The 24864-nt window shown below is 57.7% G+C and carries 23 protein-coding genes and 1 tRNA gene; 12 read left to right on the top strand and 12 right to left on the bottom strand.

Going from position 1 to position 24864, the window contains the following annotated elements; translation table 11 throughout:
- Window positions 1-512: 512 nt before the first annotated feature.
- The 4 genes from E5K02_RS22615 to E5K02_RS22600 form a co-directional block, all read right to left on the bottom strand.
- Window positions 513-1796 (bottom strand): adenylosuccinate synthase, encoded by a 1284-nt coding sequence (locus tag E5K02_RS22615; protein WP_135398237.1) that lies wholly within the window; start codon window positions 1794-1796, stop codon window positions 513-515.
- Window positions 1796-2143 carry an STAS domain-containing protein gene (locus E5K02_RS22610; RefSeq protein WP_135398235.1) on the bottom strand — a complete coding sequence of 116 codons (348 nt, stop codon included), beginning with the start codon at window positions 2141-2143 and terminating at the stop codon, window positions 1796-1798. Before E5K02_RS22610 ends, E5K02_RS22615 begins: the two co-directional genes overlap by 1 nt.
- Entirely contained in the window at window positions 2140-2613 is a 474-nt protein-coding gene (locus tag E5K02_RS22605; RefSeq protein ID WP_394346329.1) for a Fur family transcriptional regulator, read from the bottom strand. The genes E5K02_RS22610 and E5K02_RS22605 overlap by 4 nt, the downstream gene beginning before the upstream one ends.
- Before the next feature lie 149 nt (window positions 2614-2762).
- Window positions 2763-4970: a RelA/SpoT family protein gene (locus E5K02_RS22600; RefSeq protein ID WP_135398231.1), complete on the bottom strand. Its 2208-nt coding sequence runs from the start codon at window positions 4968-4970 to the stop codon at window positions 2763-2765.
- 376 nt (window positions 4971-5346) lie between these two features.
- Here E5K02_RS22600 and E5K02_RS22595 point away from each other — a divergent pair.
- The 5 genes from E5K02_RS22595 to E5K02_RS22575 all read left to right on the top strand — a co-directional run bounded on the left by E5K02_RS22595 (window position 5347) and on the right by E5K02_RS22575 (window position 9633).
- A tRNA-Leu gene (locus tag E5K02_RS22595) sits at window positions 5347-5428 on the top strand.
- A 101-nt stretch (window positions 5429-5529) separates the two neighbouring features.
- Window positions 5530-6861, top strand: a complete 1332-nt coding sequence (gene tig / locus E5K02_RS22590) for a trigger factor (RefSeq protein WP_135398229.1) — start codon at window positions 5530-5532, stop codon at window positions 6859-6861.
- A gap of 189 nt (window positions 6862-7050) precedes the next feature.
- Entirely contained in the window at window positions 7051-7758 is a 708-nt protein-coding gene (locus E5K02_RS22585) for a ClpP family protease (RefSeq protein WP_135398227.1), read from the top strand.
- A gap of 237 nt (window positions 7759-7995) precedes the next feature.
- A complete protein-coding gene (clpX, locus tag E5K02_RS22580) occupies window positions 7996-9225 on the top strand; it encodes an ATP-dependent Clp protease ATP-binding subunit ClpX (protein ID WP_135398225.1) in 1230 nt (409 codons plus the stop codon).
- Window positions 9226-9333: 108 nt separating this feature from the next.
- On the top strand, window positions 9334-9633 hold the full coding sequence (locus tag E5K02_RS22575; protein WP_135398223.1) for a hypothetical protein: 300 nt from the start codon (window positions 9334-9336) through the stop codon (window positions 9631-9633).
- 125 nt (window positions 9634-9758) lie between these two features.
- Here the strand turns inward: E5K02_RS22575 and lpxB are convergent, their stop codons facing one another.
- The 4 genes from lpxB to E5K02_RS22555 form a co-directional block, all read right to left on the bottom strand.
- A complete protein-coding gene (lpxB, locus tag E5K02_RS22570) occupies window positions 9759-10868 on the bottom strand; it encodes a lipid-A-disaccharide synthase (RefSeq protein ID WP_135398221.1) in 1110 nt (369 codons plus the stop codon).
- Window positions 10869-10981: 113 nt separating this feature from the next.
- Window positions 10982-11398 (bottom strand): 6-pyruvoyl trahydropterin synthase family protein, encoded by a 417-nt coding sequence (locus E5K02_RS22565; protein ID WP_135398219.1) that lies wholly within the window; start codon window positions 11396-11398, stop codon window positions 10982-10984.
- A gap of 95 nt (window positions 11399-11493) precedes the next feature.
- Complete coding sequence (locus tag E5K02_RS22560; protein WP_135398217.1) at window positions 11494-12501, bottom strand: FecCD family ABC transporter permease; 1008 nt, start codon at window positions 12499-12501, stop codon at window positions 11494-11496.
- Window positions 12498-13412, bottom strand: a complete 915-nt coding sequence (locus E5K02_RS22555) for an ABC transporter substrate-binding protein (protein WP_135398215.1) — start codon at window positions 13410-13412, stop codon at window positions 12498-12500. Before E5K02_RS22555 ends, E5K02_RS22560 begins: the two co-directional genes overlap by 4 nt.
- A 125-nt stretch (window positions 13413-13537) precedes the next feature.
- On the opposite strand from E5K02_RS22555, the gene rfaD reads away from it, so the two are divergent.
- Both rfaD and E5K02_RS22545 read left to right on the top strand, forming a co-directional pair.
- Window positions 13538-14503: an ADP-glyceromanno-heptose 6-epimerase gene (rfaD, locus tag E5K02_RS22550; RefSeq protein WP_135398213.1), complete on the top strand. Its 966-nt coding sequence runs from the start codon at window positions 13538-13540 to the stop codon at window positions 14501-14503.
- Window positions 14504-14701: 198 nt separating this feature from the next.
- Window positions 14702-16093, top strand: a complete 1392-nt coding sequence (locus E5K02_RS22545; protein WP_167856548.1) for an FAD/NAD(P)-binding protein — start codon at window positions 14702-14704, stop codon at window positions 16091-16093.
- Here E5K02_RS22545 and E5K02_RS22540 read toward each other — a convergent pair.
- The 4 genes from E5K02_RS22540 to E5K02_RS22525 all read right to left on the bottom strand — a co-directional run bounded on the left by E5K02_RS22540 (window position 16090) and on the right by E5K02_RS22525 (window position 19297).
- Complete coding sequence (locus E5K02_RS22540; RefSeq protein WP_167856547.1) at window positions 16090-17217, bottom strand: metallophosphoesterase family protein; 1128 nt, start codon at window positions 17215-17217, stop codon at window positions 16090-16092. The two genes, E5K02_RS22545 and E5K02_RS22540, sit on opposite strands and share 4 nt — an antisense overlap.
- Before the next feature lie 165 nt (window positions 17218-17382).
- Window positions 17383-17646, bottom strand: coding sequence for a hypothetical protein (locus E5K02_RS22535; protein ID WP_135398209.1), 264 nt, complete (start codon window positions 17644-17646; stop codon window positions 17383-17385).
- A gap of 107 nt (window positions 17647-17753) precedes the next feature.
- Window positions 17754-18758 (bottom strand): zinc-binding dehydrogenase, encoded by a 1005-nt coding sequence (locus tag E5K02_RS22530; protein WP_135398207.1) that lies wholly within the window; start codon window positions 18756-18758, stop codon window positions 17754-17756.
- A 125-nt stretch (window positions 18759-18883) separates the two neighbouring features.
- Window positions 18884-19297 carry a thiol-disulfide oxidoreductase DCC family protein gene (locus tag E5K02_RS22525; protein WP_135398205.1) on the bottom strand — a complete coding sequence of 138 codons (414 nt, stop codon included), beginning with the start codon at window positions 19295-19297 and terminating at the stop codon, window positions 18884-18886.
- Window positions 19298-19777: 480 nt separating this feature from the next.
- On the opposite strand from E5K02_RS22525, the gene E5K02_RS22520 reads away from it, so the two are divergent.
- The 5 genes from E5K02_RS22520 (at window position 19778) to E5K02_RS22500 (ending at window position 24860) form a co-directional block, all read left to right on the top strand.
- The gene (locus tag E5K02_RS22520) at window positions 19778-20062 is read left to right on the top strand and encodes a hypothetical protein (RefSeq protein ID WP_135398203.1); all 285 of its coding nucleotides are present in this window, start codon (window positions 19778-19780) and stop codon (window positions 20060-20062) included.
- A gap of 143 nt (window positions 20063-20205) precedes the next feature.
- Window positions 20206-20922 carry a hypothetical protein gene (locus tag E5K02_RS25695; RefSeq protein WP_167856546.1) on the top strand — a complete coding sequence of 239 codons (717 nt, stop codon included), beginning with the start codon at window positions 20206-20208 and terminating at the stop codon, window positions 20920-20922.
- Window positions 20923-21040: 118 nt separating this feature from the next.
- Entirely contained in the window at window positions 21041-22606 is a 1566-nt protein-coding gene (locus E5K02_RS22510) for a hypothetical protein (protein ID WP_240737409.1), read from the top strand.
- 105 nt (window positions 22607-22711) lie between these two features.
- Window positions 22712-23731, top strand: a complete 1020-nt coding sequence (locus E5K02_RS22505; protein WP_135398201.1) for an MBL fold metallo-hydrolase — start codon at window positions 22712-22714, stop codon at window positions 23729-23731.
- Window positions 23732-23957: 226 nt separating this feature from the next.
- Window positions 23958-24860, top strand: coding sequence for an RES family NAD+ phosphorylase (locus tag E5K02_RS22500; protein ID WP_135398198.1), 903 nt, complete (start codon window positions 23958-23960; stop codon window positions 24858-24860).
- The last annotated feature ends 4 nt before the right edge of the window (window positions 24861-24864 follow it).

Below are 24864 nucleotides of genomic sequence, written 5' to 3'. Positions count from 1 at the left end.
GAAAGTGAAAATTTATTTTTCGACTCTCGCTCTTGTTTCCGTAAGCTACTCCGCTTCCTCTCGAAGCGGGCTGCAAAGGTAAGAACCTTTCTTTTTACTTTCCAAACAACTTAGAAAACTTTTTTCTCCGTTGTTCGTAGCCCGCCTCCACTCGATTTGGGACTGCAAAGGTAAGAACTCCCTTTTCTACTTTCCAAATACCGGTGAAAACTTTTTTTTCGAAGCAGTTCACTTGGTCTCTGGACCCCGCCTCCGTTCGAGTTGGGAGTGCAAAAGTGCAGGATCAATCCGGTACTTCCAAACCCTACTCCTAACTTTTTCGTTGAAGGCCGCCTCACTTTGCAAAGCTTCTTTGATCAGTAGGCTGAGGCATAACCCATTAGACATGGGAAGAAGTTCATTAGCTCCTACTATTTTTTTGACCACTCGGGCTAAAGCTTGAGGATAGGCGCTGAAAACGAAGACGGGGCAGGAAAGATTTCTTTCCTGCCCCGTTCTAAAACAGTTCTTATCTAGGCTACTGTTTCTGCCATATGCAGCGTACTCACTCGATCTGGGCCCACGCTGACGATGCTGATAGGTACTTCCAACTGAGCTTCCAGAAACTGAACGTAGTCTTTTAACTCCTTGGGTAAGGCATCAGCGGAGTTGATTTGCTGCAGATTCACTTTCCACCCAGGTAAGCTTGTATAGACAGGTTTCATGGTTTGCAGGTCGCCGAGGTCAGGTAGCTGGTTGGTTTCCTCGCCTTCCGGGTTCTGGTAGTGCGTGCAGATGCGAATTTCGTCAAACTCATCCAGCACATCGGCTTTCATAAGGTGTATTTCGGTTACACCATTTAGCATGATGCTATAGCGCAAAGCTGGCAAGTCAATCCAGCCGCAGCGGCGGGGGCGGCCGGTAGTAGCGCCGAACTCACGACCGGCAGCACGAATTTGCTCTCCTACTTCATCGTGGAGCTCGGTAGGGAACGGGCCGCTGCCTACGCGGGTGCAGTAAGCTTTACTGATACCGTAGACTTTATCGATATGACGAGGAGCTATGCCCAAACCAGTGCAGGCACCGGCAACGACCGTGCTAGAGGAGGTAACGAAGGGGTAGGTACCGAAGTCGATATCCAATAAGGAGCCTTGAGCACCTTCGGCCAGAATTTGTTTGCCTTGGCGCAGCAGATCATTTAGCAGATACTCGGTGTCGGCAAGTTGCAGGGTGCGCAGGAAGTCGACGGCGGAGAAGAAATCAGCTTCGGCCTGCTCGATGTCGAGTTGCTGGCCGTGGAAGCTGGCCAGGGTTGCGTGGCGGGCTACAGCTTCGTTGTAGCGGTCTTGGAAATCGGCCAGCAGGATGTCGCCGACGCGCAGGCCGGTGCGGCCGATTTTATCTTGGTAGGTGGGGCCTATGCCTTTCAGGGTTGAACCGATCTTGCCCCCACCGCGGGCCTCCTCCAGAATTCGGTCGAGGGCTCGGTGCGACGGGAGGATGAGCTGGGCCTTTTTGGAAATGTAGAGGTTCTTTGCCCAATCAACCCCCCGGTCGGTGAGCTTCTGGAGTTCGACGCGGAATACGACCGGGTCGAGAACCACACCATTGCCGACGACATTAATAATATGCGGGTGAAAAATGCCCGACGGAACTTGGTGCAGTACATGCTTGATTCCGTCGAACGTGAGGGTGTGGCCAGCGTTGGGGCCTCCTTGGAAGCGGGCCACTACATCGTAGGTGGGAGCCAGCACGTCAACAATCTTTCCCTTCCCTTCGTCGCCCCACTGTAGGCCTACAAGAACATCAACAGGCATTAGCTAGCGGATTTGAGGACTTCGGCGGCAGCCGTTTCATTTTCAGCAATGGTGAAGATGGCGTTGAGCTTGGTCAAGGCCAGCATTTTGCGGGGATGGTCGGCGGGGTTGATCAGGACCAACTCGCCACCGCGACTGCGGAATTTGGTGAGCAGGGAAACCAGGACGCCAATGCCCGTGCTATTGATGTAGCGCACTCCCGACAGGTCGACGGCGCACAGCATTACGGACTCACCCAGGTGGTCGTCGACGGACTGCAGGAGCTGTTGGGTGTCGGGGCTGCCGATTAGGTCGCCGGTCAGGCGCACGTGCAGGATGCCGTTGCTTACGGTGGATTCAGTTTTCATTCGCTGGCTGCGCGGGCGGCTGCTTTAGCGCGGCAATCGCCACAAACGCCGTAGAGGTTTAAAGAGTGGTGCAAGATATGGAAATTCAAAAGCTCCCCGACCATAGTCTGAATGCCGTGAATGCGAGGGTCGCAGAACTCGACGACCTTGTGACACTCGGTGCAGATGACGTGGTCGTGCTGACGGTAGCCGTAGGACTTTTCGTATTGAGCTAAGTTGCGGCCAAATTGGTGCTTGCTCACGAGCCCATGTTCAACGAGCAAATCGAGAGTATTGTAAACCGTGGCACGGCTGACTTGCAAGCCCTGGTCCTTCATGCCCGCGTAAAGCTCTTCAACGTCGAAGTGACCAGTCCGAGAATAAATCTCCTCTAAGATGGAATACCGTTCAGACGTTTTGCGCAGGCCCTTGTTTTCGAGGTAAGCGGTGAAGATCTTCTTTACCTCCTCGAACTTCTCTTTATCCAACATTATGTGACCTTATATATAAGGAGTACCAAAGGTAGTGAAAGCAACGCGGTTCGGAGGCTATAACCAGCAACGTAACGCATAGTTCCTTACCAACTTTCTTCCGTGCCAGGCTTTTGTACTACTTAATACTTTTTAAACTTTTTAGTACCCTACGACGCAAAACGCTCTACCAGCAACACCCCATTCACCTTGGAAAGGCGTTGAATCATCTTGTTGAGGTGGTCGGTGTCGTTGACGAACACCATGATCTGCCCTTCAAAAAAACCGTCATTGGAGTCGATGGTGATGGAGCGCATGTTCACTTTCAGGCTATTGGAAATGATGCGCGTCACATCGTTGACCAAGCCTACCCGGTCGGAGCCCTTGATGCGAATGCCGGCGAGGAAAGCCAGTTCGAGCTGATCGGTCCACTTGGCCCGCACAATGCGGTTGCCGTAGTTCGACATCATGGCCACAGCCTTGGGGCAGGAGGTGCGGTGAATGACAATGCCCTGCTCGGTTTCGAAGCCGAACACATCGTCGCCGGGAATTGGGTTGCAGCAGGGCGCAATGGTGTAGTCAAACTTCTGGGTCTCCTCCCCTATTACCAGCATATCGGCGCGCACCCCACGGATTTTCTGCACTTCCTGGTCGAAAGCTTTGGGCTCGAGCATGGACGGGATACGGGGCACTTCAATAGCCGGGTCGAAAAGACTTTCCTTGATTTCACGGCCGTCGAGCTGGCCCAGGGCAATTCGATAGTAGAAATCCTGCGGGTTATACATGTTGAAATGAGCCAACATGCGGTTCAGGTTGTCCTGGCTGTTTTCAACCCCGAGTAACTCCAGCCGCTTCTCCACAATGAAACGGCCGTCTTCGGCCTTGTTACGCTTGTCGTCGCGCAACCACTCCTTGATTTTGGTGCGGGCCTTGGAGGTGATGACGTACTGGAGCCACTCTTCGGTTGGCCGCTGCTTTTGGGAAGTCAGAATTTCAACCTGGTCACCGTTGCGGAGCTGGTAGCTCAGCGGCTCCAGCTTCTGATTGACCTTGGCACCAAGGCACTGCAACCCGATATGCGTGTGAATATCAAAGGCAAAGTCCAGGGCCGTGGCTTTATCGGGCAGGATAACCAGCTTGCCCTTGGGTGTAAAGGCGTAAACTTCCTTGACAAACAAGTTCTGGCGAAACTCGTCCATGAACTCCAGGGCACTGGAATTATTAGTTTCAAGCATCTCCCGCACCTTGGCAATCCAGGCTTCGAGCGTCGATTCGGGCTGCACCGAGCCGGTATCCTTGTATTTCCAGTGCGCCGCGTAGCCTTTTTCGGCAATGTCATCCATGCGGCGGCTGCGGATCTGCACTTCCACCCACTGCCCCGTGCGCGACATGACCGTGGTATGCAGGCTCTCGTACCCGTTGGCCTTGGGCGTACTTACCCAGTCGCGCAGCCGGTCGGGGTTGGGCTGGTAGAAATCGGTAACAATGGAATAGACCTGCCAGCAAGCCGCTTTTTCCTGTTCCTGGGGCACGTCGAGGATGACGCGGATGGCAAACAGGTCGTAGACTTCGTCGAAGGTCACGTTCTGCTTGCGCATTTTGCGCAGAATGGAATAGATGCTTTTGGGCCGGCCCTTGATTTCAAAACCGAAGCCCTGGGCCTTCAATTCCTCGTCGATGGGCGCCACGAACTCCTTAATAAAGCGGTTCCGGGCCCCGCGGCTCTGGCGGACTTTATTGGTGAGGTCGTTGTAGACTTCGGTATCGGTGTATTTCAGGTACAGATCCTCCAGCTCGCTCTTAATAGCGTAGAGGCCCAGGCGGTGGGCCAGCGGGGCGTAGAGGTAGATGGTTTCGGAGGCAATCTTGAGCTGCTTGTGGCGCGGCATCGAGTCGAGCGTGCGCATGTTGTGCAAACGGTCAGCAATCTTGATCAGGATGACGCGCACGTCTTCCGACAAGGTGAGCAGCATCTTGCGGAAGTTCTCGGCCTGCTCACTGGTACCATATTCGAAGACACCGGAAATCTTGGTCAGGCCGTCGACGATCTGGGCCACGCGGGGACCAAACTCGCGCTCCACATCCGAAATTTCCCAGGGTGTATCCTCCACCACGTCGTGCAGCAGGGCCGCCACAATGCTAGTCGTGCCCAGGCCTATTTCCTCTACTGCAATCTGGGCCACAGCCAGGGGGTGCAGAATGTAGGGCTCCCCGGATTTGCGCCGCATCTCCTTATGGGCTTCCAGGGAGGTGTTAAACGCTTTTTTAATGAGCTTAGCGTCGTTGCCGGACAGGTAGGGCTTGGCGGTACGCAGCAGGCGCCGGTAGTGGCGAAGAATCTCGTTGCGTTCTACTTCGGGGTCAATCAGAGTGGCCATTATGCGGGGTGAAGCACGAGGCTTCGGTATTTACTACGCTTACGAAAGTACGAAGGGCGGGGCGGGTTTTACACCCAAGCTGCATTTATAACACGGCAGCACGGGAAATCCTCACCCAGCAACTCTTACCGAACGTTATTTCGAGCTTGCCGAGCAATTTTGTATGGCATCGTTGCATTACGGAGCACCCCCGCGCGCCGTGCCCCAGTGCGTTTGACACGATGTTCTTCATCAAAGAATAACCACGTGACTAGCTGTTTATTACACAGAAGCATTACTGCTTCTCCCCTACTTTCCAAGCCAATTTTCCAGCTTGATTTGAATATTCACAATGCTTGTGTAGCTTTGCGGCCCCAAGGCAATAGGCCGAGGAACCGCGGATGTGGCGAAATTGGTAGACGTGCCAGACTTAGGATCTGGTGCCGCAAGGCGTGTGGGTTCGAGTCCCTCCATCCGCACAAAGTAATTTACAACAAGTACCCAGAGCCCTCAACCCACCCGTTGGGGGTTTCTTTTTCGCCCGCCTTTCGATTCGTTTACTTTAACCGACGACCCCGTTTTGAATATCACCCTCGACAAAAACGACGATCAGCTTAGTGCCATCCTGACAGTACACCTGACGGAAGCTGACTACTCGCCCGCCGTGGACGAGAAGCTGAAAGAATACAGCAAAAAGGCACAAATCAAAGGGTTCCGCCCGGGTAAAGTACCGGTGGGCCTGGTGCGCAAGATGTACGGCAAAGGCGTATTGGGGGAGGAAATCAACAACCTGCTCGGTAAGGCTGTCGACGGCTACATCAAAGAAAACAACATCAAAATCCTCGGTGAGCCCCTGCCCGTGCCCAGCGACGTGAATTTTGATACCGATAAGGATTTCGACTTCAAGTTTGAACTGGGTTTGCTGCCCGACTTCGAGCTGCCCGCCGACCAGTCCATCAGCATCGACCGGCACCAAGTGGCGGTTGACGACGCGACGCTGGAAGAAACTTACGACCAGATTGGTCGCCAGTTTGGCGAAAGCACCAACCCCGAAGTTTCGGAAGAAGGTGATTACCTGTACGGTAAGCTCAAGAAAAGCGACGACGAGGCTTCGGAGCGCCCCGTGCTGCTGCCCATCAACAAGGTGAAGAACGGCGCCGACAAGTTCATCGGGGTGAAGCCCGGCGACGTGCTGACCTTCGACTTGGCCGATGCTTTCGGCGGCGACGCTTCGGCTATTGCCAATTTCTCGGGTCACTCGAAGGAGGAAGCTGCCACCGTAAGCGGCGAATACACGCTGACGGTAGAGAAAATCAACCGCACGACCAAGCCCGAGCACAACCAGGAGCTGTTCGACAAAGTGTTTGGCAAAGACATCGTAACCTCGAAAGAGGAGTTCGATGAGAAAGTGCGCGCTACGGTGCAAGAAAACTACGACCGGGAGGCGGAAAACCTGGTAAATCGTCAGATCATCGACAAGATGGTTGACGCCACCACGGTGCAGATCCCGACGGAGTTCTTCAAGAAGTGGTTGGTACGCGCCAACGAGGGTAAACTGACCGCCGAGCAGGTAGAAGAGCACTACTCGGATTATGAGAAGGAGCTGAAGTGGTCGATGATCCGCAACAAAGTCGTTGAGGAACAAGGGCTGAAGGTGTCGAACGAGGAAATCATCGAGCGCACCATGCAGAAGATTATGGGCCAGTTCAACCTGCCCGAAATCAGCGAGGAGCTGCAGGAATCGGTCCGCGGCTTCGCCGACAACTACCTGCGTCAGGACAACGGCAAGAACTACGTACAGGAGTACGAAGCCATTCTGGCAGAGAAAGTCATCGAAAACCTGCGCGGCAAAGTTGTTGTTAATGACAACCCGATTTCGGCCGAGGACTTCCGGACTCAGGGTGCGAGCTAAGCCTTAGCCAGCATCTGGTTTTGTAACCAACAAAAAAGCCCTTACTTGCCAGTCAGGGCTTTTTTGTTGCCCGGCGGGTTTAGAACCCAGGGGTCAGAATCTAGAACCAAGAGCCCTTCGGCTACGTCCTATTCTGAATTCTGGGCTCTACCATCTCACTTCTAATCTTCTCTACCCTACATTTTTCCCATGCTGAATAAACAAGAGTTCCGCAAATTCGCCGTCAAAGGACAGGGCCTCAGCGGCCTGGGCGTGGATCAGTACCTGAACCACGTGGAAGGCCAGGTGCGCTCGGGCATGATGCTGCCCACGGGCATGACCCGCTCGGTAATTGAGGAACGTCCTACGCGCTTCGCCGAAATTGACGTGTTTTCGCGTCTGATCATGGACCGTATTGTGTTCCTGGGTACGGCCGTCGACGATTATATTGCCAACATCATTACGGCCCAGCTGCTGTTCCTGGAGTCGGCGGATGCCAAGAAGGACATTCTACTCTACATCAACTCCCCCGGTGGTTCGGTATACGCCGGCCTGGGTATCTATGACACAATGCAGTACGTAGGCCCGGATGTGGCGACCATCTGCACCGGCCTGGCCGCCTCGATGGGGGCCGTGTTACTCGCCGGTGGTGCGAAAGACAAGCGTTCGGCCCTGCCCCACGCCCGCGTCATGATTCACCAACCTTCGGGTGGCGCCCAAGGCCAGTCGACGGATATTGAAATCACGGCCCGCGAGATTCTGAAGCTGAAAAAGGAGTTGTACGATATCCTGGCCAAGCACAGTGGCAAGACCTACCAGGAAATCTACGACAACTCGGAGCGCGACTACTGGATGCGCGCCGACGAAGCCAAAGAGTACGGCCTGATCGATGAGGTACTGGAGCGTAAAACGGCCTAGGTTCGCCTCCCTGTGTAGAACGCCGTTTTCTTCCTAGTGCGCTCTACCTATCGTCGTTACAAAATATCCCAAAGCCCGCTTTCAGTTGACAACCTGGAGGCGGGCTTTTGGTTCTTTTAAGTAGAGACCCGACAGTTAGCAACTTTTTTTGCTGCAAAGGGCGTTTGCGTTTTCGTACCTTTGGGGTGGCTTCGGGCAAAACGAGGCAAATCCTACCCCATCCTGAGAGTCCTAGCAATGGCAGATATAACGTGCTCCTTCTGCGGTAAGAGCAAAAAAGATGTCTCGGTCATGATTTCCGGCATCAACGCCCACATTTGTGAGCGGTGCGTGGGTCAGGCCCAACAGATATTGAACGAGGAGAACAAGATCCGCTCGAACTCCAAGACGCCCAAATTTAACCTGGTGAAACCCCGGGAAATGAAGGAGTACCTGGATCAGTACGTGGTCGGTCAGGACGAGGCCAAAAAGGTAATGTCGGTGGCAGTTTACAACCACTACAAGCGCCTGATGCAGCCCAAGACCACCGGCAAGGACGATGTCACGATTGAGAAGTCGAACATCATCATGGTGGGGGAAACCGGCACGGGCAAGACTTTCCTGGCCAAAATGCTGGCCAACATTCTGCAAGTACCTTTCTGTATTGCCGACGCCACCGTGCTAACCGAAGCCGGCTACGTGGGTGAAGACGTGGAAAGCATCCTGACCCGCTTGTTGCAAGCGGCCGACTACAACGTGGAAGCCGCCGAGCGGGGCATCGTCTACATCGACGAGGTGGATAAGATTGCCCGCAAGAGCGACAACCCCAGCATCACCCGCGACGTGAGCGGCGAGGGTGTGCAGCAGGCCATGCTGAAACTGCTCGAAGGCACCACGGTAAACGTACCGCCCCACGGCGGCCGTAAGCATCCCGAGCAGAAGATGATTACGGTCAACACCGAGAATATCCTCTTCATTTGTGGGGGCGCCTTCGTGGGCATCGACCGGATCATTAAAAGCCGCTTGAACACCAAGCCCATGGGCTTTGCCAAAACTCAGCTCTCGGAGAAGGTAGATACCAACAACTTCCTGCGCTACGTGACGGCTGTGGATCTGAAGGCTTTCGGCCTGATTCCCGAACTCATCGGCCGCCTGCCCGTGCTGACCCACCTTAATCCGCTGGACCACGCCACGCTGCGCAAAATCCTGACCGAGCCCAAAAACTCGATTGTGAAGCAGTACAGCCGCCTGTTCGAGATGGAAAACATCGAGCTGACGTTCACCGAGGAGGCATTGGAGTACATCGTGCTGAAAGCCGACGAGTATCGCCTCGGCGCCCGCGGCCTGCGCTCCATCTGCGAAAGTATCATGACCGACGCCATGTTCGACATGCCCTCCGACGCCGATGCCAAGGAGCTCATTATCGACCTCGACTACGCCCAGGGCAAGTTCGAGAAGTCGCCGCTGAAGCAGCTACGGGCCGCGTAAGGGTTTCTGTCTATAACACCGCCAAAGGGCAGAAAAGCTAGGTTCTCTGCCCTTTTTACTTTTACGTAGAACTGTGCAATGACCGAGGAAGCTTATCCATATTATCGTGTGGACAACGTGGTACGCATCGTTATACCCAAGGAGTACTTTTTTCCGTGCTTCAATCTAGCAGTCGAAGCGCTAACGCAGAGCCCGGATTACCAGGCGGCCCACACGATTCTGCTCGACTTCACCGAGTGCCACTCTTTGCATGGAATTGGGATGAGCCTGGAAACTCAACTATTTTATGAGCAGGCCAAAGCCCATAGAAAATCGGTGTACTGGGTTGGTAACCCCTCCATGTACAACATCGTGGTCATGCTGAATACTGCCACCAGTAGTGAAACGCTACCGTATCGGAACGTTTAAGAACCCGTACCCGACCCACTGTTAATAACAGAACCCCGGCAGAACAAACGGCCGGGGTTCTTTTTGGGATAAGTCCGAATCTAGTCAGGGATTCTTCGTCTATCGAAGGAGCTTGGCTCCGGTGCTTACTCCTTTAAATACCCCACCATCAGCTCGGCCGCTTTCTTAGCCGCGTTGTTGCGGCCCAGCTTGTCCTGCAGCTCGGCGTAGCCCGCCTTCTGGCGGGCAATGAACTCCTCGTCTTGCAACACCTTCTTGAGCTCTGTCACGAGGTTACGGGAGTTGAATTCGCCCTGGATGAGTTCTTTTACCACTTCCTTACCCGCAATCAGGTTGACCAGGGAAATGTAGGGCACCTTAATAACGGCCTTGCCAATGGCGTACGACACGGCACTGGTGCGGTAGCATACTACCTGGGGCACATTGAACAGCGCCGTTTCGAGCGTGGCCGTGCCACTGGTTACCAAAGCCGCTTTGGCATGGCTGAGCAGGTCGTAAGTCTGGTCGAAGAGGATGCGGACGTTGTTGCGCTCAAAATTGGCGTAGTAGTTTCGGTCCAAGTTCGTGACGCCAGCCACGATGAACTGGTAATCCAGAAATGGCGGGATGATGGCCGTCATTTCGTAGAGCATCTCCTCGATTTCCTGCTTCCGGGAGCCGGGCAGCACGGCAATAATGGGCCGCGCGGGGTCGAGGTTATTGCGCTGGTAGAAGTCGGCGCTGGGTACGTGCTCGGCAATGGCATCCACGGTGGGGTTGCCGATATAATCGACTTTGTAGTCGAAACGCTGGTAGAAGTCCGATTCGAAGGGCAGAATCACGAACATCTTGTCTACCAAGGCCTTTACCTTGTGTACGCGCCCCTGGTTCCAGGCCCAGATCTTGGGCGAGATATAGTAAAACACCTTGAAACCCTGCTCCTTGGCAAACTTGGCCACGCGCATGTTGAAGCCGGCGTAGTCGACCAGAATTACGACATCGGGCTGGTAGGCTTCAATATCGCGCTGACATTCCTTCAGGTAGCCGCGAAACTTAAGGATGCTGGTTGCCGCTTCCCAGAAGCCCATAATGGCCATTTCCTGGTAGTGGTGCACCAGCGTGCCGCCCTGCTCCTGCATCATGTCGCCGCCCCAGCCGCGGAACTCCGCCTGCGGGTCCTGCTGCCGTAGCTCGCGCATGAGATGGGAGGCGTGAAAGTCGCCGGAACGCTCACCAGCAATCAGATAATACTTCATCCTTTGGAATTAAGAAGTAGGAAGCAAGAAGTAAGAACCCTGGTAATTTCAAATTGAGCAAGCTCCTGTCAGCCCGTCAATTCTTACTCCCTGACTCTTTACTCTTAGGTGGTTTACTCCCCGTAATATTCTACGAAGTTGCGCGGCGTTTCGTACAGCTTGATGCAGTGGAGCTGGGCGCCGGAAATTTTGGGAATCTCGCGAACCAGGATTTGCCAGAAAGCCACCACCAGGTTTTCGGTGCTCGCCAGCTGATCCTTCATGAAAGGCACATCCAGGTTGAGGTTTTTATGGTCGACCTGGTCCACGATATGCTCCCGAATAAGGGTGCTGAGCTGCTTGAGGTCGATGACGAAGCCGGTTTCCGGATCGGGCTGGCCTTTTACCGTTACGATAAGGTCGTAGTTGTGGCCGTGCCAGTTGGTATTGGCGCAGGGCCCGAACACTTCTTTGTTGCGCTCTTCGGTCCAGGAAGGGTTATAGAGCTTGTGAGCGGCGTTGAAATGCTCTTGCCGGCTGACGTAAATCATTCGTTGGGTACTGAAGTTGAGGCGTGTTTGAAAAATCAACAATGTCGATACCCTACCTGCAGAAGCAGCAGTGGCCCGACTAGCAGCAAACACGATTAAAGCGCCACGCGCTTTTTGCGCAGCAAATATACGAAGAACGGTACGCCGAATAAGGCCGTGATTAGGCCAACGGGCAAGCCAGCCGGCGGATAAAGCAGGCGGGCCAGCAGGTCGCAGCCCAGCAGGAAGTCGGCCCCAAGCAGGGCGCAGAACAACAAGTTGGCCTTGCCCGTGACGCCCAGCAGCCAGCGCGTGAGGTGGGGCACCATGAGGCCCACAAAGCCCACGGGGCCGCACAAGGCCACTACGCAACCCGTTAGGGCCGCGGCTACTACCACCAGAATCCAGCGGGTGCGGGCCACGTGCACGCCCAGCGTTTGGGCCCGCTCTTCGCCCAGCAGCAGCACATTCAAGTCTTTCTGGAGGAAAATCAGCAGGAACAGCGCCAGCGCCAAGGCGGCGGCCGGATACGGTAGCACGTCCCAGCCGGCCCGCTCGAAGCTGCCCATGGCCCAGAATACGACGGTGCGCAGCTGCCCCTCGGAACTGGACAGAAAAGACAGCAAGCCTCCCAGGGCCGCCGTAAGGGAGCTGATGGCTACCCCAGCCAGCAGCAGCTGCCCGGGAATGAGCTGCCCCCGCTGGCTACCCAGGGCTACCACCAGCAGAGTAGTAACCAAAGCGCCGGCCAGCGCGGCCAGGGGCGGCAGATAGATGCCGGCTACGGTGAGGTTGGAGAGCAAAGAAAAGCACAGAATAGCGCCCAGCGAAGCCCCCGAAGCCGTGCCCAGCAAGTAGGGGTCGGCCAGCGCATTATTGACCATGGCCTGCATGAGGTAGCCGCTGACGGCCAACCCACCACCGGCCAGCAAGGCCATAACAATACGGGGCAACCGCAGCTGCACCAGGGCCAACTGGGCCGGGTCGGCGGGGTTGTACTGCAGCAGGGTGCGGCCGATAAAGGTGTAGTCGGTGGCAAAGCTGCCGATGCGCAAGCCCAGCACGACCAGCACCAGCATCAGCCCGAGGCTGGCCAGAATATAGGGGGCCGCGGGCCGGCTCATGGGGTGCGTAGCAGGCCTTGCAGCTCCCGCACCGACTCGGCCACCCGGGGGCTGGGCCGCTCCATCAGGTCGCCGGTGATGCCGTAGATTCGGCGCGTCTGGTAGGCCTTGATGCGCTTCAGCTCGGGGTAAGTCTTAAAGAAGGTACTATCCAGCTTGCCAAAGCTGCCCCCAATGAGCACATCGGGGTTAAGTTTGAGAATATACTCCCGGGTGAGGGCCGGATAGGGCTGGGCGAAATGCTCGGTTACGGCGTTTTGTCCCCCGGCCAGGCGGATTCGGTCGGTAAAAAGCGTGTTTTCGCCGTAGACATAAATCGGGTCTTGCCAGGTAATGGCCAGTACCCGGGGCCGGGTAGCAGTGGGCCGGGGCCTTTGTTCCAGGGTTTTCAGCTCAGCAGCCAGCGAATCGGTCAGCTTTTGGGCCTGGGCCGGACGCCCCAGCAGGCGGCCCAGGTCGTTGAGGCCGCGCAGAATATCGGTTACCTTGGTATAGCGCTGGCAATACACCGGTACGCCAAGCTTTTCCAGCCGGGCAATGTCGTCCTGGGAAGTGATGCCTTCGGTAGTGAATACGACGTCGGGGTGCAGGGCCACGAGGCCTTCCAGATCGAGGGGGTAGCTGTTGATGACGCGTTTGCGCAGCACGGCCCGGGGGTAGTCGCAGACCTGGGTGCGGGCCACGATGGTGGCGGTATCGGCCACGGCGTAGAGCATTTCGGTCATGGAGGCGGCCAGGGACATAATGCGGCGCGGATGGGCCGGAATGGTGAGCTGATGCCCGAGGTCGTCGGTGACGTGCTGCGGGGCTTCGGCCGCAGCCGGGGTAGCCGGCCGGTCATTCGACTGACAGCCGGCCAGCACTGCAAGCAGCAGAAGGCCGGAAGAAATCCGGGGGAGCAAACGAATCATAAAACCAAAGGTAGCAGCGGCGGCGGCTTTTTGGCTGACCTCGGCGGCCTCTGCGTACCTCTACGGAAACCGATGGTGGATAGCACCCGCCGTTTTTCCCTACTTTTGGCCAAAATATCAGCTCTATGATTGTTGTCACCGGAGCGGCCGGCTTTATTGCCAGCTGCCTTGTTACCCGCCTGAACGCCGCCAACTTCAACGATATCGTGGTGGTGGATAATTTCGCCGTGGAGCGCAAGCTCATTAACCTGAAAGGCAAGCGTCTGCGGGAATACGTGGACCGCAACGAATTTTTCGACTGGCTCGACAAAAATCACGAGGAGGTCGAGTTTATCTTCCACCTGGGCGCCCGTACCGACACAACCGAGCAGGACAAGGCCATTTTTGACCTGCTCAACGTGGAGTACTCGCAGAAAATGTGGCGGGCCTGCTGCCAGTACCAGCTGCCGCTGGTGTACGCCTCCTCGGCGGCTACCTACGGCTCGGGCACGCTGGGCTACTCCGACGAGGACGCCCTGCTGCCGCTGCTACGCCCCCTAAACCCCTACGGCGACTCGAAGAACGACTTCGACAACTGGGCCATCAATCAGCCGGAAAAACCGTTTTTCTGGGCGGGCCTGAAGTTTTTCAACGTGTACGGCCCCAACGAGTACCACAAGGGCCGCATGGCGTCGGTGATTTTCCACGCCTTCGAGCAGATCCGGCAGCACGGCTCCATGACGCTGTTCCGCTCCCATAACCCCGACTATGCCGACGGCGAGCAGCAGCGCGACTTTGTGTACGTGAAGGATGTGGTGGAAGTGTGCTTCTTTCTGATGCAGCACCGCCAGAACTCGGGCATCTACAACCTGGGTACCGGCGAGGCCCGCACCTTCCTGGACTTGACCCTGAACACGTTTAAGGCCCTGGACCGCACGGCCGATATCCGCTTCCGCGACACGCCCGAGGACATTCGCGACACTTACCAGTACTTCACCCAGGCCGACATGAGCAAGCTGCGCGCCATCGGCTACGACCGGCCTTTCACCCGCCTGGAAGACGGTATCGACGACTACGTGCGCAATTACCTGGTCCCGGGTCACTACTTATAAGATTCTGCTCGGGGCGGGTATTTTGCCCGTTGAGCTTTGTCATTCCTACTGCCCGGCCGTATGTATTTTGCGGTCGGGCAGTTTGCTTTCCAGGCCCAGGCGGCGCCACGCTTGCACTGCCCGGATTTTTCAGACCGCATTTTTTACCCCATTTTCTGCCCGCAATTCCGACCCGCTTCCACCCCACAACCAGTCCCTGTGTCACGACGAACCATTACGATTCTGGGCGGAGGCTTCTCCGGCTCCATGCTCCTGGTGCAGCTTGCCCAGCTGCCCGGCGGGCCGTATGCGTGGGATATTCATCTGGTAGAGCCGCGGGCCGTAGCCGGGCCCGGCCTAGCTTATTCGGCCCGGCGCAAGGAATATTTACTGAATGTGCGGGCCCCGTTTCTGAGCGCCTTCCCCCAGCAGCCCGACCATTTTACGGAGTGGCTGCGCACCAGCAGGATGGCGGCTTGCGTGGGCGGTTTTTGCTCCCGTCAAACCTATGGCAAATATTTGCAGCACCTCACGGAAAATGTACTAGCCTGGCCCGCTGCCAACGGTATGCGGTTTTTCTGCCACCATCAAAAAGCCGTAGCGGCCCCGCTGGCGGCTGATGGCCTGTCGGCAACGGTGCGGCTGGCTGATGGCCACGAAATACCGAGTCATCACGTGGTGCTGGCACTGGGCAATTTCCCCCCGGCTCCTGATTTGCGCCTCAGCCCGGAGGTGCGGCATCATCCTCGCTACCACAGCAACCCCTGGGGCCCGCAGGCCCTGCAAAATATTGCTCCCGCGGATACAGTGTTGCTCATCGGCTCGGGCCTGACGACGGTAGACGTACTACTGGGCCTGGCAGCCGACGGCCACCACGGGCAAGTAACGGTAGTAAGCCGCAATGGGCGCTGGCCCACCGTACACGGCCCCTTGGGCCAGGCCTACCCGAGCTTTTACGCCACCGAACTAGCCGGCTTGGCAACCGTACTCGACGTGGTGCGGGTGGTGCGCCAGCACGTGCGGGCGGCCCTGGGCCAGGGCCTCGACTGGCGGCCGGTTATTGATTCACTCCGGCCCGATTTAGGAACCATTTGGCGGGCGTGGCCCTTGGATGAGCAAGCCCGGTTTGTGCGCCATATGGCCTCTATCTGGTCGGTGGTGCGCCACCGCAGCCCACCCCAGAATGCCGAAGCCGTGCAGAAGATGCTGAATGGAGGCGTGGTGCGCGTGCAGACAGGAAGAGTGGTCCACATTGAGGCGGAAGGAGCCGATTTGCGGGTGCGCGTAGCCCGCCGCGGGCAGCAGCAGGAGCAGATAGTACAGCACGTTATTTCCTGCACCGGCCCCCTGCTCGACTACAGCCGCATTCCGGACCCACTGGTAAGCAGCCTGCGCGTGGCGGGCCAACTTGTACCGGATGCTTTGAAGCTGGGCATCAGCACGGACGCCTACGGGGCACTGCGAAACGCCCACGGGGAGGTGTCGGAGGTATTTTTCACCTTGGGTCCGAGTCGCCGACCCAGCTATTTTGAGTCGACGGCCGTGCCTGAGCTGCGGCAGCAGGCCACCGACTTGGCGCAGCACTTCTTTCTTCGACTACCGCACCGTTAGAGCACTACAGCCCGCTCCGTTTGAGTATAACAGCCATTGGTAAACTGTAAAAAATATAGGCCCGCGGCTAGCTTGCCCCGGTGCCACGAAAACCGGTGATGGCCGGCCGTCAACGGGCCCCGGTGCAGCACCAGCACTTCCCGGCCCGCATTGTCGAGTACACGCAACGTTGCGTCGCCTCCCACCGGTACCTGTATTTCCACAGCTGCCGTTTCGGGCACCGGATTGGGCAGAATGAGCAACCCCGTAGGCGTGCGGCTCAAGGCTGAGGTTTGCAGGAAAGGCTGCCGCAGGGTGTAGGAATCGATAACCCGCCGGGCTCGGTTGATGAATTCGAACTTCAGACTATCGGGGGTGGCCGTTAGGCGCATGGCCCCATAATCGTCGTTGTAGCGCACCCGGCTGCCGGCCACGGGCTTGTGCAGGGAATAAATACTGGCTCCGCCCAGCCCGTTTACAAAGTACGGCAGCCCGTGGACCTCCATCCGCTCGTAGAGGTGGTCGTGGCCGGCCAGCACGGCGGAGGCCCCCCAGGCGCAGAAAGGCCACTGCAGTGCCGGCGTGCTGCCATGGTCGCCGGAGGAAAACGGCGGATGGTGCAGATACACCACCTTCCAGCGGGCTGTGGAAGCCAGCAGCCGCTGCTGCAGCCAGCGGGCCTGCCGCGACATGACGCTGATACCGTCGGGCTCGGAGCCATTGCTGTTGAGCACAAAAAAATGGACGTTGCCCCGCACGAAGTCATAGTACCGCTCGTTGCCGGGCAGGGTGAAATACGACAGATAGGCCGCTCCCTGGCCCGTGTATAAGTCGTGGTTGCCCAGGGAAGGAAAGAAGCGGTTTTCTGCCGCGCCCGGGCCGTATTTACCGGTGTAGCCCCCGATAAACTCGTGGTAAAACTGCCCGATATGGGGGTCGATGGTAGCGGCTTCGCCCAGGTCGTAGTTGTTGTCGCCGAGAGTGATGATGAATTCCGGGTTCCAGCTTTTTACCAGCTCTGCCACCTCTTTTTCGGCCACGCTGCCCGAGCCATAGTCGCCAATGGCGGCAAAGCGCTGCCCATAGCCTGGAGCAACCACCAACAAGCCCACAGCCAGGACAAGACAACGCAAGAACAACGACATAAACTAGGAAGCTGGGCAGTCAGCGGGTAGATAAATAGCCGGGCACTGCTCCTTTTTCGGATTTGACAGCCAGGGTGTTGTTAGCGTCGAGCTCAATGCCCGCAAAAAACGGGTGGCTCCAAGTGGGGGCCACCCGTCGATAAGGGCAATTGTATAGTATACTCTTTAGGCCGCCTGCTCCCGCTCTTCGGCTTCCGGATACAGAGCCAGCACCGGCGTACCGGTTGCGGGGGTAAAGGATACGCCTTTCACATCATCGGCGTGCCGCCGCAATGCGCGCATCAGCAAATACTTGTATTTTTCCGCGTCGGCCAGTGCTTGCTCAATGGCCTGCACGGCATCGGCATAAGCTACGACCGGCTGCAATTCCTTGCGCGGACGACGAGCTTCAAAAACGTGTTTATCCAGGTATTCAGCAGGGTTTTTCATGTTCTTCAGCAGCTTGTTAAACGCAGTACTCTCAGCTGTAGAAATAACAAAACCCCGGCCGCCAACATTCACTGAAACCTGGATATTTTCTGCATTTTGACAATTTTTTAGCTCCTGATTTTCAGCACAATCTTACCGAACTGCTGGCCCTCATCCATCCGACGCATGGCGGCTTCGCCCTGGGCCAGCGGCAACACCTGGTCGACGACCGGCACCAGCCTATGCTGTTCGACTAAGCTGAGCATAGCCGCAAAGTCTTGCTCGGTACCCATGGTAGAGCCCAGAATGGAAAGCTGCTTCCAAAACACCTTGGCCGGGGGCAGCTGCGGAATAGCGCCCAGGGTACCACCATAGAAAACGATGCGCCCACCCGGCGCAGCGGCGTCCAGCAGCGCTTCAAAACCGGCTCCGGCGGCGCTGTCGATGATAACATCGAAGGGGCCGCCTGCTTGTTTTACCAACTCCGAAGCCCATTTTTCTTCTTTGTAGCTGGCCCCGCCCTTAGCCCCAAGCTGCCGGGCTTGCTCGAGCTTAGCCGCTGAACCCGACGTAACCCACACCTGGGCTCCAACAGCGACGGCCATCTGCAAAGCCAGCAAGGCAACGCCGCCGCCGATGCCAGTAATGAGGACCCGCTCTCCGGGCTGTAGTCGGGCTCGAGTGAAAGCGGCCCGGTAAGCCGTAACACCGCCCAAAGGCAGGGCCGCGGCCTGCTCAAATGACAGGTGCTGGGGCAAAGACCGCACGTAGCGGGCGTCTACGCTTACGTACTCCGCGAAGGTGCCTTGGTGGGGCAACCCTAGAATCGTGAAGCTGCGGGCCTGGGCGTGGGGATTGTCGCCCCAGTTGTGGCCTGGATTGATGACGACGGCCTGCCCGCGTAAGGCCTCCTCTACCCCTTCTCCCAGTTCGGTAATCACACCCGCACCATCGGAGCCCAAAATGCAGGGATAACGCAGCCCGGCGTACTGGCCCTTCTGAATCCAGACGTCGCGGTGATTAAGTGCCGCCGCGTGGAGCTGCACCAGCACCTGTCCGGGGCCGGGCTCGGGCGTGGGTACTTGCTGCAAATGAAGAGGCTGGTCGATACCGTCGAGCTGAAGAACGTGCATTGGATTGGGTGGAAAAGCGGGAAAAGAAAGGACGCGCGGGCAAGCCTTCACCGGCAAGTGGCCGGTAGCGCGCGTCGTGGAGCCGGTAAAAGTAGTGGCTCCGGCCCAAAAGATAGAAGGGGCCGCTACGCTAAAAACCGCTGCCGCAGCTCGGGAGTCGGCAGCATGCAGGCCTCGGTCTGGCCAAACCATTGGTAGCGGTGCCGGGCCACAAACCGGTAGGCGGCGTCGCGCAGCACTTTGGGCACGATGATAAACGTGTACAGCAGCGGCCAGCCGGCTCCTAGTTGCCGGGCAATGCGCAGGACGGCGGTGGAATGGGTATAGACCTGGTCGTTTTCTACCAGCATTACTGTTTCTGGCCCTGTCTCCCGTAGTGTGATGCCATGTTGGGCCAGCAGCTTTTGCCCCACGGCCGACTGCAGGGACGCAAAGCGGAAATAGCCCGCCGTATCGCGCTCAATGATAAACTGCACGAAGCCACTGCAGAGGTTGCAGACGCCGTCGAAGAGAATAGTGGTAGATGCGGTAGTAGTCATAGGAATAGAAGCCAAAAAGGATAGAATAACAACGTAAGGAGTGATAAGTAGGCTAACGGATTCGGTAGAAAGCAAATTGGCTCTGTAACGGATAGACGAACCAACAAGCGCAGCTAAGATAGGAAAGCGTGCTTAATTAGCTGCTGACACGCTTAGTATGGGCCAGGCTATTCTGTGCAACAGTGGAGTTAGCGTACTTCTCACATCCGTGTTAATTCATGAAATTAAGTATTTATTTTTAGATAAATTTTGATTATTTATTCATAACCAACCGTATAGCAGGGGCAAAACTATTTCTTTCACTGTTCTTTTGCTCCTACTATCATGCACAAACCACGGATAATGATCCTGACAGCGGCCCTTTGTATGGGCGCTCTGACTTTTAGCTCATGCGGTGACAACAACGGCAGCGGAACTGCTGAAAATGGCGGTGGCTCCAGCATGGCAACTGAAGAAGCAACCAGCACCAATGATGCTTCTATGAGCACGGATACTAGCTCGATGGGCGGGGGCACTGGCGGCGACATGGGCGGCAGTTCAACGGCCGGCAGCGGCGATATGGGCGGTGGCTCTACCGCTGGTAGCACCGGCTCAACGGCTGGTGGAACTACTGCCGGTGGCTCCACTGCCGGTGGCTCCACTGCTGGTGGCTCAACCGACGGAGGCTCGACGGCGGGCGGTACCACTGCTGGCGGTACTACGGCTGGTGGAAGCACCGCTGGCGGTACCGGTAGCACCGGTGGCGGTACTACCGGCGGCTTATAATTCGGATCTGGTTAGAAAACTGCAAAAAGGGCGGTTGCCATAAGGTAATTGCCCTTTTTACAGTTTCCCAGAAGCTTCTACCGGAGCATGATTCCCTAAGGTGTGCTTTTCTTCCCATTCCCAACCTCCACATTCTACCTGCTATGAAAAAGAAAACATTTGCCCCGTGGGGCCTACTTGTGGCGGCCTCCCTGCTGGGCGGCAACTTGGCCATGACTAGCTGCAACGCTAGCAAAACCGGTACTGGTGGCTCGACCAGCGGCTCTTCCAACATGAACAGCACGGATATGGGTAGTGGCTCCACGAGTGGCTCGACCAGTGGCACCAGCACCGATACCTATGGCACGACCAGCGGCACCACGACCACTGGCAGCACTACGACCAGCGGCAGCACGGGGGGCGGGTCAACGGCCGGTGGTACCACCTCTGGAACTACTTCCGGAACCTACGGCTCTACTTCGGGCTCGACTACTACTTCCGGCTCGATGACCAGCGGCTCAACTTCCGGCTCTATGACCAGTGGCTCGACCTCTGGTTCAACTTCCGGTTCAATGACGAGCGGTACCACCTCGGGCTCTATGACCAGTGGCACTACTTCGGGCTCGACTTCCGGCGCTACGACCATGGGAAGCACCTCTGGCTCTACTTCCGGTAGCACGTCCGGTTCTACTTCGGGCACCACCTCGGGCACGACTTCGGGCCGCACCACCAGTGGCACTACTTCGGGCAGCACCACCGGCACACGCCGGAGCACTACCAGTGGCAGCACGACTTCGGGCCGCACTACCAGCGGCACTACCTCAGGCCGCACTACTTCCGGCACCACCAGTGGCAGCACGTCGGGCTCCACAACCCGGTAAGAGCTATTCGCGTCTAACCTAACGCGGCTACGCAAGGGCGAAAAGGCCCACCATCCACCCCGGATGGCGTGCTTTTTCGCCTTTTTTCTTTCACCCCTATTCCCGACCACGGGAGTTTATGCCCGGATTTCTTACCCTACTCCGCCGTCCGTTTGTCCTTGACCTGCGCGCCTTGGCTTTGATGCGCATCGCCGTGGCAGCCGTGATTCTGCTGGACATTGGTATTCGCAGTACTGATTTGGAGGCCCACTACTCCAACATGGGGGTGTTGCCCTTGCACGTGCTGTATCAGTACTGCTGGAATCCTTACCAACTTTCCCTGCACGCCATCAGTGGGTTGTGGCAGGTGCAGGCAATTCTGTTTCTGCTGGAGGCGGCAGGAGCCGTGGCTTTGCTAGTCGGGTATCATACCCGGCTGGCTACGCTGGTTACCTGGGTACTGCTGGTTTCGGTGCAGAACCGTAATCCGCTCATCGGTCAAGGGGGCGACGATTTGCTGCGGATGCTGCTGTTCTGGGCCTTATTTCTGCCCTGGGGCCGCTTTTACTCCCGGGACGCCCGCCGGCTAGGCCCACCGGAAAAGGTAACGTATTTCAGCGCGGCCACCGTGGCCTACATCGTCCAGATTGCCTTGGTGTACTGGTGTACGGCCCTGCTGAAAAGCGCCCCGGAATGGCGTACTGAAGGCACCGCCATTTATTATGCCCTCAGCCTGGACCAAGTGCTGATGCCCGGCGGCCGCCTGCTGTACCCCTACGCTTCCCTGCTGCAGGGGCTCACCTTTGCCACCTATTACACCGAGCTGCTCCTGCCCTTCCTGCTCTTTATTCCCTTCCGAGTAACCTGGTGGCGCCTGCTGTTTGTGGGGGTGATGTACGCCTTTCATCTGGGCATTAGCCTGACCTTGTTTGTAGGTTTATTTTTCCTCATCAACATGGCCTCGGTGCTGGGGCTGCTGCCGCCGGTGGCCATGAACTGGCTAGACCGAAACCTGCACACGGGGGCCCAGCGCTGGCGCCCCTGGGCTACCGAGCAGCTGGCCCGGGTGCGGCCCCACCTGCGCCGGTTGCAGCTACCGCTGCGCCTAAGCGTAGAGCATAACCTGCCCCTAACGGAGGGCCGCCGGTTTCTGCTGCGCAATGTGCGCAATGCCGCAGTAGCCGTTGTATTGGGCTACGTGGTCTGGTGGAATCTGGATAGCGTCAACAATCCTTCCCTCTACATGTCGCAGCCGCTGCGCTGGTTTGGCTACCTGTTTCGCGTCGACCAGCACTGGGGCATGTTTGCCCCGGCCGTCTTCAAGGACGACGGCTGGTATATCCTGGACGGCACAACCACGGCGGGCCAGCACCTGGACCTGTACCGCGACGGCCAACCGGTAACGTATGCCAAGCCCGCCTCGGTTATGGCCCTGCACAAGAATGACCGGTGGCGCAAGTACTCCGAGAATTACCTGTTTGTAAGCAATGAGTACATGCGGCCCTACTACTGCAACTACCTGCTGCGCATCTGGCACGAAAATCCGACCCACCCGCCGCTACGGCGCTTGGAGGTAGTGTACATGAAAGAAATTTCCTTGCCTAACTATCAGGTTCCCAAGCCTACACGCGAAGTACTGTGCATCTGCGAACCTGAACAGCCCGCCAAGCCCAACCTCAACAGTGCCCCCGATTCGGCGCAGTAAATGTCGGTTGGAGGCCATCCTAACCCCGGCGGCTGCGTATTTCTGTTTGGTTACTCCCGGCTTGGGCCGGGGCCGCCTCTACCCTCACTCAACCCACCTCACCTTATGCCAAACACCGCAAACCGTGCCAATACGCCTGCACTTCAGGCGGTAGTTCCCGGAGTATGGGGGCTGCGCAATGTGTTCGTGAACCTGTATTTCGTGCGCGACACGTCCTCGCCCCTGGAGCCCTGGGTGCTGGTAGATGCAGGCCTGCCCGGCTCGGCCACCAAAATCAAGCACAATGCCGAGCAGATTTTCGGCCCCAACAACCCGCCCTCGGCCATCATCCTCACCCATGGCCACTTCGACCATATCGGGGCCCTCAAAACCCTGGCCGAGGAATGGGACGTGCCCGTATACGCCCACCCGCTGGAGCTGCCCTACCTGACGGGCCGCTCTTCCTATCCCCCGCCAGATCCTACCGTAGGCGGCGGGGCCATGGCGGCCATGTCGTTTCTGTATCCCAAAAAGCCGATTGATCTGGGTTCCCGCGTGCAGCCTCTGCCCCTGAACGGTACGGTGCCGTTCCTGTCGGAGTGGCGCTGGGTGCACACGCCGGGCCACACGCCGGGCCACGTCTCGTTTTTCCGCGAGTACGACCGGACTCTGCTTGCCGGCGACGCCTTCGTGACGGTGAAGCAGGAGTCGGGTTCGGAGGTGTGGCAGCAGCGCCAGGAGGTGCACGGCCCGCCGGCCTACTTCACCCAGGACTGGCTGCAGGCCCGCGCCTCGGTAGACAAGCTAGCCGCTCTGGAACCGCAGATTGCCGCCACCGGGCACGGGATTCCGATGCACGGCGCCGAACTGCGCCAGCAGCTGCACGAACTATCGGCGCAGTTTGAGCAGAAAGCCGTGCCCAGCCAGGGCCGCTACGTGGGCCACCCGGCCATTGCCGACGAAACCGGCGTGGTATCGGTGCCGCCGGCACCGGAAAGCCCGCTGCCTAAGTGGGTGATTGGGGCAGCCTTAGTGGGCGGCCTGGGCTACCTGCTGCTGCGCGACAAGCGCAAGTACGCGCCCCGCGGCCACCACGAGCATTCCGAGGATTACGCCCGCCGCTACCGCGACACCTACGAGTTTTAACAGCCTTTCTGGCTAAAGCCTACCCGAAGTATCGACTGGAATCCGTGGTCTGAAGCTACCTGCACGTCTTGCCCAGACCTGCGCCCGGTAGCTCAGCCACGGGCCGGTCGATACTTCGGCTGCTTTACGGCCGCCCTCTACCGTTCAGTTTTGCCCTTTCCCGCCCTCTTCCACGCCGCTCTTTTCCTTTCTGCCCCTCATTGCTTACCACCCACCCCACACGAATATGGCCTTATCCCAACCCACGACTCGGCCCGAGTCGACCGTGGAAGAGACCAAGCATAAAATAGCCTCGCTGCAGCATCTGGATTTGCGCAAGCACTCCATCGACGAGTTAGTCGCCCGCATTCGGGACTTGCTGCAGGGGCACACGTTGCGCCTCATCGAGTTTGCGCCTGGCCTTTTGCTTTATCGGGGCAAGGCCTGCCAGGAGCTGCCCACCCACGTCAAACACCTCTCCTACCCACCACCGGAGCTGGTCGTGGCCGACCAGCGGGCCAACCGGGCGGGCGTACCCATGTTTTATTGCAGCGCCACCTGGCATCCGCCGTTTTTCGAAGCCGGAGTACAGCCCAATGACCGGATTGTTATTACCCGCTGGCAAACCCACCAGCCGCTTCGTCTGGCCAGCTTTGGCTACGCCGACGTCTGTACCGATGATCCGCATTCCGACCGGGAAAAAGCCCTAGCTGAGGCCCTAACGCAACTCCCGGAAGGTATCCGGCCCATAGCCAACTTCCTGACCAAGGCCTTTACCCGTTCGGTGCACGATGATAATCAGCACCACTACCGGCTGTCGGTGGCCATTGCCGAGGCCTGCCAGCTGGGCACCGCCTTCGATGGGTTGCTCTACCCCTCGGCAGCCATGCCCAGCCCGGCTCACAACCTGGCCTTGCACCCCAACTGTATCGATGCGGGCAAACTGCGGCTACAGTACGTAGAGTATCTGACGGTGAATCAGGTAGAAACCGAAAGCCTTGCCGTATGCTCCCACGACTTTGCCAACACGGTGCTGCCCGATGGCCAGCTACAGTGGCTGGGGCGGCCCGGCAACTGGGTGCTGCGTGAGGGCGGCACCGCTACCGACTGCCGCTACGATGCCGGCCGCTGGCAGGTGCAACCCTCCTGAGCTA

The sequence above is a fragment of the Hymenobacter metallicola genome, from assembly GCF_004745645.1.
Lineage (GTDB): Bacteria > Bacteroidota > Bacteroidia > Cytophagales > Hymenobacteraceae > Hymenobacter > Hymenobacter metallicola.
The sequence above is the reverse complement of the archived record's forward strand: the minus strand, read 5'-3'. Positions and strand labels throughout refer to the sequence as shown.